14 protein-coding genes are annotated in these 13197 nt (G+C 58.9%); 4 read left to right on the top strand and 10 right to left on the bottom strand.

Going from position 1 to position 13197, the window contains the following annotated elements; translation table 11 throughout:
* Positions 1-24: 24 nt before the first annotated feature.
* From ACR0JX_RS14265 to ACR0JX_RS14280, 4 genes are all read right to left on the bottom strand, one after another.
* A complete protein-coding gene (locus tag ACR0JX_RS14265; RefSeq protein WP_480544434.1) occupies positions 25-1395 on the bottom strand; it encodes a glutamate--cysteine ligase in 1371 nt (456 codons plus the stop codon).
* 67 nt (positions 1396-1462) lie between these two features.
* The gene (locus ACR0JX_RS14270; RefSeq protein ID WP_480544435.1) at positions 1463-1990 is read right to left on the bottom strand and encodes a hypothetical protein; all 528 of its coding nucleotides are present in this window, start codon (positions 1988-1990) and stop codon (positions 1463-1465) included.
* Entirely contained in the window at positions 1987-2832 is an 846-nt protein-coding gene (locus tag ACR0JX_RS14275) for a GNAT family N-acetyltransferase (protein ID WP_480544436.1), read from the bottom strand. The genes ACR0JX_RS14270 and ACR0JX_RS14275 overlap by 4 nt, the downstream gene beginning before the upstream one ends.
* Positions 2829-3554 (bottom strand): 16S rRNA (uracil(1498)-N(3))-methyltransferase, encoded by a 726-nt coding sequence (locus ACR0JX_RS14280; RefSeq protein WP_480544437.1) that lies wholly within the window; start codon positions 3552-3554, stop codon positions 2829-2831. Before ACR0JX_RS14280 ends, ACR0JX_RS14275 begins: the two co-directional genes overlap by 4 nt.
* 12 nt (positions 3555-3566) lie before the next feature.
* Between ACR0JX_RS14280 and ubiA the strand changes: the two genes are divergently transcribed.
* The 3 genes from ubiA (at position 3567) to ACR0JX_RS14295 (ending at position 6834) form a co-directional block, all read left to right on the top strand.
* Positions 3567-4529 (top strand): 4-hydroxybenzoate octaprenyltransferase, encoded by a 963-nt coding sequence (gene ubiA, locus ACR0JX_RS14285; protein WP_480544438.1) that lies wholly within the window; start codon positions 3567-3569, stop codon positions 4527-4529.
* Positions 4530-4592: 63 nt separating this feature from the next.
* Positions 4593-6512: an OmpA family protein gene (locus ACR0JX_RS14290; protein WP_480544439.1), complete on the top strand. Its 1920-nt coding sequence runs from the start codon at positions 4593-4595 to the stop codon at positions 6510-6512.
* 1 nt (position 6513) lies between these two features.
* Positions 6514-6834, top strand: coding sequence for a hypothetical protein (locus ACR0JX_RS14295; RefSeq protein WP_170446384.1), 321 nt, complete (start codon positions 6514-6516; stop codon positions 6832-6834).
* Positions 6835-6844: 10 nt separating this feature from the next.
* Here the strand turns inward: ACR0JX_RS14295 and ACR0JX_RS14300 are convergent, their stop codons facing one another.
* Genes ACR0JX_RS14300 through pgsA form a run of 3 tightly spaced genes read right to left on the bottom strand, consistent with a single transcriptional unit; the run spans position 6845 to position 8207 of the window.
* Positions 6845-7288, bottom strand: a complete 444-nt coding sequence (locus tag ACR0JX_RS14300; protein WP_480544440.1) for a molybdenum cofactor biosynthesis protein MoaE — start codon at positions 7286-7288, stop codon at positions 6845-6847.
* A 1-nt stretch (position 7289) separates the two neighbouring features.
* The gene (gene moaD, locus ACR0JX_RS14305; RefSeq protein ID WP_480544441.1) at positions 7290-7535 is read right to left on the bottom strand and encodes a molybdopterin converting factor subunit 1; all 246 of its coding nucleotides are present in this window, start codon (positions 7533-7535) and stop codon (positions 7290-7292) included.
* 3 nt (positions 7536-7538) lie between these two features.
* Entirely contained in the window at positions 7539-8207 is a 669-nt protein-coding gene (gene pgsA / locus ACR0JX_RS14310) for a CDP-diacylglycerol--glycerol-3-phosphate 3-phosphatidyltransferase (protein ID WP_480544442.1), read from the bottom strand.
* A 169-nt stretch (positions 8208-8376) separates the two neighbouring features.
* Between pgsA and ACR0JX_RS14315 the strand changes: the two genes are divergently transcribed.
* Positions 8377-9261 carry a DMT family transporter gene (locus tag ACR0JX_RS14315; protein ID WP_480544443.1) on the top strand — a complete coding sequence of 295 codons (885 nt, stop codon included), beginning with the start codon at positions 8377-8379 and terminating at the stop codon, positions 9259-9261.
* Here ACR0JX_RS14315 and uvrC read toward each other — a convergent pair.
* The 3 genes from uvrC to ACR0JX_RS14330 all read right to left on the bottom strand — a co-directional run bounded on the left by uvrC (position 9258) and on the right by ACR0JX_RS14330 (position 13174).
* The gene (gene uvrC, locus ACR0JX_RS14320) at positions 9258-11132 is read right to left on the bottom strand and encodes an excinuclease ABC subunit UvrC (protein ID WP_480544444.1); all 1875 of its coding nucleotides are present in this window, start codon (positions 11130-11132) and stop codon (positions 9258-9260) included. The two genes, ACR0JX_RS14315 and uvrC, sit on opposite strands and share 4 nt — an antisense overlap.
* Before the next feature lie 290 nt (positions 11133-11422).
* Positions 11423-12202 (bottom strand): SDR family oxidoreductase, encoded by a 780-nt coding sequence (locus tag ACR0JX_RS14325; RefSeq protein WP_480544445.1) that lies wholly within the window; start codon positions 12200-12202, stop codon positions 11423-11425.
* 21 nt (positions 12203-12223) lie between these two features.
* Positions 12224-13174: a calcium/sodium antiporter gene (locus tag ACR0JX_RS14330; protein ID WP_170535642.1), complete on the bottom strand. Its 951-nt coding sequence runs from the start codon at positions 13172-13174 to the stop codon at positions 12224-12226.
* Positions 13175-13197: the final 23 nt, after the last annotated feature.

A 13197-nucleotide genomic window follows, 5' to 3' on the forward strand; every position in this document is an offset into this window, starting at 1 on the left:
AATGCTAACCGGAAAATGGCCTATTCAGTAGCTGTATTCGGGATAAATCCGCGTCAGATCGCCGTTCCAGTCACCATTGTAGTGTTCCAGCAACTCATCAGCAGGCACCTTGCCCGTTTCGATGCTTTCCTTCAGCGCGTTCAGGAAGTGCGTCTCATCTGGCACAAGACCCCCGGCACCCGGACGGGCGCGGGATTTGAGCCCGGCTTCTGAGATCGCCACAACCTCGCGCGCCAGATCGTGCATGTTGATGTCGCCAACTTGCGCTTGCAGGCCTTTGACGGCGGCTTTCACCCGCAATTCCTCGCGCGTTTCGGCATCCCAGCGCTTGACCAGATCCCAGGCGGCATCCAGCGCGCCTTGGTCGTAGGTCAGGCCAACCCAGAACGCAGGCAATGCACACAGCCTGCGCCACGGGCCACCATCGGCCCCGCGCATTTCCATAAATTTCTTGATCCGCGCTTCTGGGAAGGCGGTGGTCAGATGATCGGCCCAATCCGACAGCGTGGGCGTTTCACCGGGCAAAGCCGGCAATTCGCCTTTCAGGAAATCCCGGAAGGATTGCCCCAAGGCGTTGATGTATTCGCCGTTGCGGTAGACAAAATACATCGGCACATCCAGGGCGTATTGCACATAGCGTTCAAAACCGAACCCATCTTCGAACACAAAGGGCAACATACCGGTACGCGCATCATCCAGATGCCGCCAGATATGGCTACGCCAGCTTTTCTGGCCATTGGGCTTGCCTTCGAAGAACGGAGAATTGGCAAACAGCGCCGTTGCCACCGGTTGCAGCGCCAGCGCCACGCGCAGCTTCTGCACCATGTCGGCCTCGGAGCCAAAGTCGATATTGACCTGAACCGTGCAGGTCCGGCGCATCATGGCGCGGCCCATTGTGCCGACTTCTTCCATGTAATCGTTCATCAGCCGATAGCGCCCCTTGGGCATCAATGGCATCTCATCATGGGTCCAGATCGGAGCCGCGCCCAGACCTATGAAGCCCACGCCGATCTCATCGGCGATGTCCTTCACCTCTCGCAGGTGAGTATTCACCTCATCGCAGGTCTCGTGGATCGTCTCGAGCGGAGCGCCTGATAGTTCCAGCGCACCGCCGGGTTCCAGGCTGACATTGGCCCCGTCTTTTTCCAAACCGATCAGCTTGCCGCCTTCACGTACCTCGCCCCAGCCATGGCGATCCCGCAGCCCCTCCAACACCGCCACGATCGAGCGTTTGCCTTCAAACGGCAGCGGCTTAAGGGTGTCTTTGCAATAGCCGAACTTCTCGTGCTCGGTCCCGATGCGCCAATCTTGTTTGGGCTTGCAACCCGATTCCAGATATTCGGCCAGTTGTTCGTGGCGTTCGATCGGCCCGCCGCCGGACTGAGGGATGGACATGAGACCTGTGCTCCGATCCTGATGTGTCTGTCTTGACGGTCAGTCGTGGGCGCAATTGGCGCCAGTGTCAATGCAACCGAAGATGCGCAGGGCGTGAGGGCGTGCGCTCCCAAATCACCACCGGATGCGCCGAGCGGCCGTTCAATTCCGTCAGCATTTGTTCGGTTTTCAACCCCGGCAGGGCCGAGAAAACATCGAACAGCGCCTCGGCCCCTTCCGCATTCACAGGAATGTGAAGCGCCGGTTGTCCGGGTTGATCCAGAACCCAATGCGCCGGGGCCGAGGTGGGATCAAGCGCCAGCCTCTCAATCTCACGCGTGGCAACCATGCCACCGTCCAGCGGGCCGAAATAGGTAATCTGGCCCTCGTCCACCGTCACAATGCCCTGCCCGCCCGATCCCGTGCGGAACCGGGCACGCTGAATCCCGATCACAGCCAAGGCACTGGCGACCACGACCAGCACCCATCCAAGCCATCCCAGCAAACCACCCGGTCCGTTGATCCAACTGAGGCCGAGGATCAGAACAAACACAGCGATCAGCACTTCGCGCCAGCGCCATAGGGCCAGCTTTGCTTCGGGTCGGATAAAGCTCATGACAGCACCTTTTGTGGGTTTTGTAAAAGCGCGATGCGATACCAGCCAACCTGCTGGAACCCGAGCGCCTCGTAAGCCCGTGCAGCAGGTGGATTGTTGGCAAATAGAATGGCGGTGTCTGCACCCTGGTCCTTTGCCTGTTGCAAAAGCGCGGTAGTGACCTTGCGGCCAAGCCCCCGGTTTCTGTTCTCACGTGGCACGAAAACTCCGCCGACCTGAATATGACCCGCAACCGCCGCATTGATCGCTGCCATGGCCACCGGGGAGCCCTCATCCAGCAAAACGATGACGCGGCCGGATTGGACATCCATCGTGGCGCGACCGTCAGCCATATCGCGCGCTTCTTGACCGCTGGCCTGACCAGTGTCCTCGAAGTAGTCTGCAAACCAATTTAGCAGGATCGGGCGGTCCGCGTCGGTAGGGGCGCGATATGGCATCGGAGCTGTCGGGAGCTTCTGTAGATCAAGGCGATAAAGCGGCTCATCATGGTGCAGGCGATACGCTGCCTCCCCAATGCCCAGCGCTTTCAGAATAGCCTGAACCTGCGGGGCAACGCCGGTCATACCCAACACCGTCTGATCCTTGATCATGTCTGCGAAACCTTGCGCAGCCTCTGGCGTACTGTCCGGCAGCTGCGCCATCAGATACCCTTTTTTCGTCAGGCCGAACACGCCTTCGATCTGGTTTTTTCCCCAGACAAAGAATCGAGTCGAATGCTCAGATTCTGTGAACCCTACGCCATGCGCTGCTAGATTACTGCGCAGGAACATGGATGTATCGGGATAGTCGGCCAGAAACAACTCAATCGCCGGGGCATCAGATGAGTTGGCTTCCCGGATCATGACCAATCCCCCAATGCCTGTTGCCACATGGTCAGCGAGGCGACCGCTGCTGTATCGGCGCGCAGGATACGGGGCCCGAGGCTGACAACATGCGCATAGGGCAATGCCGCCAAACGCGCGCGCTCTTTGTCAGAAAACCCGCCCTCGGGACCGATGAGAATAGCCCATGGCTGGCCTTTCTCATTGGCGGCCAATCGAAGGGCCGAGCCAGCCTCGGCCTCATCACAAAACATCAGGTTCCGCCCCTCAGGCCATGTGTCCAGCACCCGGTCCAACCGCTTCAACTCGGCGACCTCGGGTACGAAGGTTCCGCCACATTGCTCGGCAGCCTCAACCGCATGGGCTTGCAGGCGATCTTGCCGAATACGTTCGGAATTGGTGAATTCTGTCTGCACCGGCAGAACCCGCGCAGCCCCCATCTCGGTTGCTTTTTCCACAATGAAATCCGTGCGCGCCTTTTTGATCGGTGCAAAAAGAAGCCACAAATCAGGGGGCAACTGCAGCGGTTTGGTCTGCTCCACACAGCTCAGAACACCGCCGCGTTTTCCGGCCTCGGCCACCTCGGCCAGCCACTCGCCATCCTCGCCATTGAACAGGGCCACAGACCCACCCACCGACAGGCGCATGACACCGAACAGGTAATGGGCCTGCTCGCGCGTCAATTCAACGGATTGCCCCTGACCCAAAGGCTGATCTACATACAGTCTGATCTTCGCACTCATGAGGCCTTACATATGCAAGGCAATGCCCCAACACCAGATGGTCAGGTCGCTGATGCCGTAAGCGGGAACTGGGTAGACACATATGCCCCGAACTTCACCCGCCCGTATCTGCGCCTCAGCCGCGCGGACCGACCTATCGGCACATGGCTGCTGCTGATTCCCTGTTGGTGGGGTTTGGCGCTCGCAATTTTGCATGACGGGCAACCCAGGCTCGAAGATTTGTGGATCGCCATCGGTTGTGCACTGGGTGCCTTCCTGATGCGCGGTGCGGGTTGCACCTGGAATGACATCACAGATCGCGAGTTCGACGCGCAAGTGGAACGCACGCGGTCGCGCCCTCTGCCATCCGGGCAGGTCACCGTTCGGCGAGCTGTGATCTGGATGATCCTACAATGTGTGCTGGCTCTGGGCATCCTGCTCAGCTTCAACCAAGCGGCAATTGCGATGGGCGTTCTGTCGCTGTTGCCCGTGACGATCTATCCCTTTGCCAAACGGTTCACATGGTGGCCACAGGTGTTTCTGGGCCTTGCATTCAACTGGGGCGCTTTGCTGGCTTGGGCAGCCCACACCGGCAGCGTGGGGTGGCCCGCAATCACGCTCTATCTGGCGGGGATTGCGTGGACGTTGTTTTATGACACCATCTACGCGCATCAGGATGCGGAAGATGACGAGCTTGTCGGTATCAAATCCACGGCACGCCTGTTTGGCACCGATACCGCCAACTGGCTCAAGTACTTTCTGGTTGCAACGGTGGCCCTGATGGGGCTGTCGATTGTCGACGCCATGGTACCCCAGGCATCTATTCTGGCACTGGTCATTGCGCTTGGCGGCCCCTGGGCCATGGGCTGGCACATGATGTGGCAGTTGCGTGGGCTGGATATCGAAGACAATGGCAAGCTGCTGCAACTGTTCCATTCCAACCGGGACACCGGCCTTATTCCGCTGATCTTCCTCTGCGTTGCACTGTTGCTCTGATTGCACCTGCTGGCCGGGGTCTGTAAGAGTTCGCCAAACGCCCGAGGAGTTCAAAGCCCGCACATGCGTCTGCCCTATGTTCTGTCTGTTTCCCTGATCTTTGTTGTGTCTGCAGGGCTTTCACTGTTGGCGGCCAGTTTTGCCGTCACAAAGATCGAGGAAACGTCGGAATTTGCGGTGCGCCGCGCGCTGGACCTGAACGGCCACGATTGGGCCGAAGTGCAATCCGACGGGTTGCGCGTTGTTCTGACCGGGACCGCACCGGACGAGGCCAAACGCTTTAACGCTCTGACCGCCGCAGGCACCGAGGTCGATACCTCGCGCGTCATCGACGAGATGGATGTCACCCTGACCACTGCTCTGGCCGCGCCTCGCTTTTCGACTGAGATCCTGCGCAATGACAGCGGCATCTCGATCATCGGCCTGATCCCGGCCAGTGAGGATCGGGAAGAACTTATCGACAGGTTAAACGATCTGGACCCGACTGTAGCAGTGTCGGATCTGATGGAAACCGCGGACTATCCCAAGCCAGAGGGCTGGGACGATGCCATTACCTTTGCCATCAGCGCGCTTTCCCGACTGCCCCGCGCCAAAATCTCGGCCAGCCCAGGGCTGGTCCGAGTGACTGCAATTGCCGACAGTCAGGCCGAGAAAGAACGGCTGGAGCAGGCGCTGACCCGCGCTGCCCCGCCCAGCTTGCGGATCGGCCTGTCGATCTCGGCCCCGCGCCCGGTGATCACGCCCTTCACGCTGCGCTATCTCATCGGTACTGATGGCGGGCAGTTCGATGCGTGTTCGGCCCAGAACGAAAAAGCCCGCGATCAAATCATGGCTGCGGCTCAGTCCGCAGGTTTAACCGCCCCGTTCAGCTGTACGATTGGCCTGGGCGTCCCTACGCCGCGCTGGCCCGAGGCGGCTTCGCTGGGAATCAAGGCATTGGCGGAAATCGGCCAGGGGTCATTGACTATATCAGACGCAGATATGACCCTGATCGCCGCGCAGGGCACAAATCCGAACGTGTTTGATCGTGTGGTAGGCGAGTTGGAAAACGCACTGCCCGAGGTCTTCGCCCTGCACGCCGTTCTGCCAAAACCAGAGGCAGAGGGGGCAAATGAGCCCACCGAATTCTCAGCTACCCGCAGCCCCGAGGGCCTTGTGCAACTGCGCGGTCGGGTCAGCGATGAAACACTGCGCGACATGGTCGACAGCTATGCCCGCGCAACCTTCGGTTCGGAACAGGTGTACACCGCCACCCGTATTGTCCCCGAACTTCCAGGGGACTGGCCCGTGCGCGTTTTGGCCGGGCTTGAGGCGCTGTCTCAGCTTCACAATGGCGCGCTGACCGTCACGACGGAGACGGTCGACCTGCATGGCATCAGCCATGATCAGGAGGCAAAAGCCCGGATCGCTCGCCTGTTGTCCGAGAAACTGGGCGACGCGCAAGAATTTAGCCTGTCGATCACCTACGTGGAGCCGCCCGAGCCCGAGGATGCCCTGCCCGACCCAGAGCAATGCGAAGAACAGATCGTCCAGATACAGTCCGCCAGCAAAATCGCGTTCGAGCCCGGCTCTGCCACGATTGCAAGCGACTCGCGCGATACAGTTAATCAGATCGCCGACATCCTGCGCGACTGTGGTCCAATCCGGATGGAGATTCAGGGTCATACCGACAGTCAGGGCCGCGAAGAGATGAACCAACAACTCAGTCAGGCGCGCGCGCAATCCATATTAAACGAGTTGCGCGGAAGGCGGATTCCAACCTCAAGCTACACAGCCGTTGGCTATGGTGAAACGCAACCCATCGCCGACAATGAGAGCGAAGAGGGCCGCGAAGAAAACCGCAGAATTGAGTTTCGTCTGATCCGCCCCGCGCCCACCGAGAACACCGAGACAGGGCTGGAAGCGCTTGAGTCCGAGACAGGCGCGGCAGAACAGACCGACACGACCGCATCGGAACCCGAGGCGGATGCAGAGGACCAGTAAGTTGAACAGAATCGAATTCATCATCGCCACAGCCATCATCTTGTTCGCGGCGTTCTGCATGGGCTGGTTCGCCAACTGGCTGGCACATCGCCTGTCGCGCGTCCGTCAAAGCGACGTGGCCGATCTGGACCGGATGAGCCAGGAACTGCACGAAGCCGAAGAAACCCGCGATCAGGCGATCACCTACCTGCAACAGCGCGAGGCGGAGCTGACCAACCAACTGACCCAGACCGAAGCCGAACTGGCCGCCGCCATGGACGGGTTGCGCGCGGCAAGGCAAGAGGCAGAGGAATTGCGCGGGCGCATCAACAACGCGGACTGATAGCCCACGACTACCAACGCCCCAGCGCGTCTTCGTCCTCATCCTTTGCGGCAACCCATTCCGCGCCTGAGCGCGTGATCTCTTTCTTCCAAAACGGCGCGCGGGATTTGAGGTAGTCCATAAGGTACTCGGCCGCCTCGAACGCATCCTTGCGATGCGGGGCGGCCGTGGCCACCATCATGATCCGGTCCCCTGGGGACAACCGCCCATAGCGATGAATGACCAGCACATCCCCCAATGACCATCGCATCTGCGCCTCTTCGGCGATCTTGGTGAGGGCGCGTTCGGTCATGCCCGGATAGTGTTCGATCTCCATCACGTCCAGATCACCCGAGACCAGATCGCGCACCACGCCGGTAAAGGTCACGATGGCGCCATTGGCGTCGCCCCCGGCGGCAAAGGCATTAGCCTCGGCCCCCAGATCGAACGGCTGTTCCTGAACGACGATACGCATGTCAGCCGCCGGTCATGGGTGGAAAAAACGCCACTTCGCGCACACCGTCCAAGGGCGCATCGAAATCCGATAGTTCCTGATCCAGCGCCACGCGCAGGGCCGAGATATCGGCAAATGCAGCAGCATAGCGGTCTTCACGTGCGCTGAGTTCTGCAACCAGTTCCGACACGGTCGCTGCATCTGTCTCGACCTTCTCTTTCGGCAGACCGATCCGCTCGCGCACCCAGGCGAAATACAGCACGTTCATCGGTTAGCTCTCCTTCAAATGAGGCATGGCTTTACGTAGGTAGTCATAGCCGGTGATCAATGTTAGCGCCGCAGCGAGCCACAGCAGCCATAGGCCGATCTGGCCTGACCAGTACATACCCTCAAGCGTCCAGCCTATGTTGTTCACATCCTCTATTTGGCCGGTCAAAACCTGATCAATGGTGATCGCATCCATCCCGAATGTGGCCATCACAAAATAGTGCTCGAAAATACCCTGCGAGAACAGGATCGCAATCGCTACCATTTGAGCGGTTGTCTTCCACTTGGCCAGTTTGGTGACCTTGAGTGTACCAGCGACATCGCCCAAATACTCGCGCAAACCCGAGACGAAGACCTCGCGGAACAGGATCACGGTGGCGGGAAGAACCAGCCACGGTGTCCAATGCTCGGTCGAATAGCCGACAAGGATCATCAGCGCGATCACCACCATCGCTTTGTCGGCAATCGGGTCCAGCATCGCCCCGATCTTGGTTTCCTGTTTCCACGCGCGCGCCAGATAGCCATCGAACCAGTCTGTAATCGCTGCCGACAGGAACAGGACCAGCGCAAACCAATCCGCATAGGGGCGGGTGAAATACAGAAACATTACGGCCAGACCGGGGGCTGCCAGCAAGCGCAGCAAGGTCAGAATATTCGGCAAGTTCCACTTCATGGGCTGACCCTACATCGCCGGGTCAGGACAGAAAAGACAAAGGGTTAAAAAACCGCACCAATCCCAGAGGCTTGGTCAAAGTGGCACAGCCGACCAGATGTGCCGTTTTCGCCCTTGGCCCCGGGCCGGAATGACGTCAGATTGCGGATGATTTTGCCAAAGGCAGACCATGACCTCACATATCGAAACGGACGCGCGCGCCAATTTGGTTGGCAGCGCCTGGATGATCGGCGCAATGGCGTGTTTCGCGCTGGAGGATGCGCTGCTGAAAGCAACCGCTTTGGCCTTGCCCATCTGGCAAACACTTGTCCTGTTCGGGCTGGGCGGATCGCTGATCTTTGCCAGCGTCGCCAAGGCGCGCGGCACACGCCTGTGGCAGCCCGACGTCTTATCGCCTGCAATGAAAATCCGTGCGGTTTTTGAGATTCTGGGGCGTCTGTTCTACATTCTGGCCTTCACGCTGACCCCATTGTCCTCGGCCACAGTCATCCTGCAAGCCACACCGCTGGTGGTTGTCGCGTGCGCCGCGCTGCTGTTCGGCGAAACCGTTGGCTGGCGGCGGTGGAGTGCCATTCTTGTGGGTCTGATCGGTGTCGTCATCATCATCCAACCAACAGGCGACAGCTTCAGCGTCCTATCTTTGCTTGCCGTGTTCGGGATGTTGGGGTTTGCGGGGCGTGATCTGGCCAGCCGTGCGGCACCGGCCAGTCTGGGCACCGAAGTGCTAGGGTTTTATGGCTTCGCCTGTGTGATCATCGCGGGGTTTGCCTATAGCTTTTGGGAACAAGCACCCATTGTATCGCTACCCCTTGACACAAGCCTGCATATGGCCGGCGCCGTGATCCTTGGAACCATTGCCTACGCGTCGCTGATGAAGGCCATGCGGACCGGAGAAGTGTCAGCTGTAACGCCCTTCCGCTACTCGCGCCTGCTGTTCGGGGTTGCGTTGGGCGTGATCTTCTTTGGTGAGCACCTGGATCAGACCATGTGGATCGGCAGCGCGCTGATCGTGGCATCTGGGCTTTACATCCTGTGGCGCGGGCGGCGGGCCTAGCCCTTGTCATGGAAGAAATCGTAGACTTTTTGCGCCAACCCGGCTGAGATCCCCTCGACCGCTTTCAGATCTGCCAGATTGGCGCGGCTGACCGCCTTGGCGCTGCCGAAATGGGTCAGCAAAGCACGTTTGCGCGCTGCACCCACGCCGGGGATTTCGTCCAGAGGCGTCGCCCCAACCGCCTTGGCGCGTTTCGCGCGATGGGTGCCGATGGCAAAGCGGTGAGCCTCATCCCTGAGGCGCTGAATAAAATACAATACAGGGTCGTTGCGTTTCAGGGCAAAGGGGCGCTGACCGATGCGGTGGAATTCTTCCTTACCGTGGTCCCGGTCGACGCCCTTGGCGACACCCACCATCGGGATGTCTTCAACGCCATACTGTTCCATGATCTCTTGCACTGCGCTCACCTGCCCGGCCCCGCCATCGATCAGCAGCAGATCGGGCCACATGCCTTTGTCGCGGTCGGGGTCTTCCTTTTGCAGGCGGGTAAAGCGACGGGTCAGAACCTCTTTCATCATTCCAAAGTCATCGCCCGGGGTCAGGTCATCGCCGCGAATGTTGAACTTGCGATAGGCGTTTTTCATGTAGCCTTCGGGCCCTGCCACGATCATGCCACCCACCGCATTGGTGCCCTGGATATGAGAGTTGTCGTAAACCTCAATTCGTGCCGGAGGCGCATCCAGATCAAACGCTTCGGCCACACCGCGCAGCAGCTTGGCTTGCGTGGCACTTTCCGACATGCGGCGCGCCAGCGACTCGCGCGCATTGCGCAGGGCACCGGCGACCAGCTCTTGTTTTTCACCGCGTTGAGGCACAAGGATTTCAACCTTGCGACCTGCCTTTTCAGTCAGCGCCTCTTGCATCAGATCAGCATTCTCGACCCCGTCTGACAGGATCAACTGGCGTGGCGGTTCCTTGTTGTCGTAGAATTGACCTAGGAAGGCCTCCATCACCTCAGCCGGAGACACATCGGCCCCAACCCGGGGATAGAAATCCTTGTTCCCCCAGTTCTGGTTGGCCCGGATGAAAAACACCTGCACGCAAGCCTGTCCGCTGTCCATATACAGGCCAATCACATCCGCCTCGGTCACACCGCGCGGGTTGATGCCCTGGCTGGTCTGTACCTGTGTCAGCGCCCGTATACGATCACGCAATCCGGCGGCGCGTTCGAACTCCATCGCTTCGGACGCGGCCATCATTTGGGCGGCCAGATCTTCCTGCACCTTGGTGGACCGCCCCGATAGGAACCGCTCCGCATCTTTGACGCTTTCGCGGTAGTCGCCCTCGGAAATCAGACCAACACACGGTCCAGAACACCGTTTGATCTGATACAGCAGACAGGGCCGTGTCCGGCTGTCGAACATGGAATCCGAGCAATTGCGCAGCAGGAATGCCTTTTGCAACTGGTTCAGCGTCCGGTTCACCGCACCCGCGCTGGCGAAGGGGCCGAAATACGTGCCTTTTTCCTTCTTCGCCCCACGATGCTTTTTGATCTGCGGAAAGGCATGATCTTTGGCGACCAGTATGTTCGGAAAGCTCTTATCGTCCCGCAGAAGCACATTGTACTTGGGCTTAAGCTGCTTGATTAGGTTTTGTTCCAGCAGCAGCGCTTCGGTCTCGGTCCGTGTGGTCAGGAACATCATCGATGCAGTCGCAGCGATCATCTTCTCGATCCGACCGGAATGCCCCGGGCGCGTATAGTTCGACACCCGCGCCTTCAGGTTTCGCGCTTTGCCCACGTACAAAACCCGACTATCGGCATCCAACATCCGATAGACGCCAGGCGAACTGTCCAGCGTCTTCAGATAGCGCTGAATGCAGGCGTAGCCGGTTGGCTGAGTGTCCGAGGTCGATTCGCTTGGGCCGGTCATAGCTCTGAGATATGATTCTCTGGCATTGGCTGCAATCTTGTGGACCACAGTTCAAGAGAAAACAAATCCACGGTTTCTGTGGATAAGTATGCAGATAAGTTTCCCTGATCTGGGATTCTTCCTTGTTTCATTGCCAGTTCGCTGATTTGCACAAAATTTAGGCGCTACCCTAATGCTTTGTTTTATAATGTTATTTTTTTGAGGCGCCGGCAAGTGCATGAAAAAAAAGACATTTTTGTAACGCGCATGTAACAGAAAAGCGAGCGGTGCAAAACTTGCAGCGGATTTACCTATTCTACGCCCAGAACATCGGGGGTTTGCCACCCCAGATGCTGCCCGCCATCCACGCATAACAGCTGCCCTGTGACCGCATGAGCATCGAGAAAATAGCCAAGTGCCGCCGTGATATCCGAGGGATTCGCACCGCGTTCCAGCACCGTGTTCGCGCGTTGGGCCTGAAAGTGCTCCTCAGATTGTCGATGTCCTTGCATGGTCGGGCCGGGCCCAATGGCGTTGACTCGGATCGCAGGTGTCAGCGCCTGCGCCGCCGTTCGGGTCAGTGCCCAAAGCCCCATCTTGGCAATGGTGTAGGTCATGAATTCCGGCGTCAGCTTGCGCACCCGCATATCTACCATGTTGACGATCAGCCCGGTCGCCACCGGTTCATCCTGCGCATCAGTTTCGGGCTGCAGGCCCTGTTCTGCCATAGCTTGCGTCAGCACGAAGGGTGCCCGAAGGTTGCTATCGATGTGCCGGTCCCAGCTTTGGCGCGTGGCCGTGTGGATGTTGTCATATTCAAAGATAGAGGCATTGTTCACCAGACAGGTGATCGGCCCGCCCAGCGCCTTAGCCGCGCGTGGAAGCAAGGCCGCGACCTGCGCTTCATCCAACAGATCAGCCTGCAGCGCGACCGCCTTACGGCCCAGGGCTTCGATCTGTGCAACTGTCTCTGACGCAGGCTGTTCCGAGGTCGCATAATGAACGACCACATCATACCCGCGCCCGGCCAGATACAGCGCCATTGCGCGTCCCAAACGGATACCTGCTCCAGTCACTAAGGCTCGGGACATGGGCTACCTCTCTTTGTCAGATCACATCAGCAATGCGGTGAGATAAAGCGCATAAAGAAACGTCAAGACTAGACCCCAGATGCGCGAGATATCCTGTTTGAAAAACACAAACGGGATCAGCAGCAGCGAGGCACCCAGCATCACCCACAGGTCAAAGCGCAGGAATTCCGGGTCGACTGGGATATTGCCGAACCAGGTGGCAATGCCGACAATAGCCAGAAGGTTGAACATGTTCGACCCGATCACATTGCCTAGCGCCACGTCCGCCTGCCGCCGCAGCGCGGCCATAACCGTTGTCGCCAGTTCAGGCAGAGACGTTCCAATCGCGACCAGCGTAAGGCCGATCACGGTTTCGCTGATGCCATACATACGTGCGATAATTGTGGCGTTGTCCACCAGAAGGTGCGCGCCCATGGGCAGGCCGATCAGGCCCAGGATCAAGTAGATCGAAATCTTCCAATACGGCATGTCTGGATCAGCCTCTTCCAGACCATCCAACTCATCATCAGCCGCGCAGGCTTTGCGATGTGCTTTTGCATCTCGAAACGCGTTCCACAGAACCAGCCCAAGTGCGGCCAACAGGATTGCGCCGCTGAACAGGTTGAAGACACCACAAAAGGCCAGGCCAATGAACAGAACACTCGCCAGCAACATAAAGACATAGCTTTTGCGGCTGTCGCATTCGCTTGTGTGCAGGGTCGCTAGCAATGCGGGCACACCCAGTACCAACAGGATGTTGGCCGTATTGGACCCAACGACATTGCCCAGCGCAAGACCAGGCGCACCTTCGTCAATCGCGCTGATAGCGATCAACAATTCAGGCGCCGAGGTGCCAAAGGCCACGATGGTCAGGCTGACGATCAGGGCAGGTACCCCCAATCGTAGGCTCAGGTTCACTGCGCCGCGTACCAGCGCATCGCCTGCCAACAGCAGGATCACCAAACCCAGGCCGGAGAGCAGCCATGCCGTCATGTCCGGCCTCCTTTTTCACAGGC

This window comes from Ruegeria sp. AH7, from assembly GCF_056541325.1.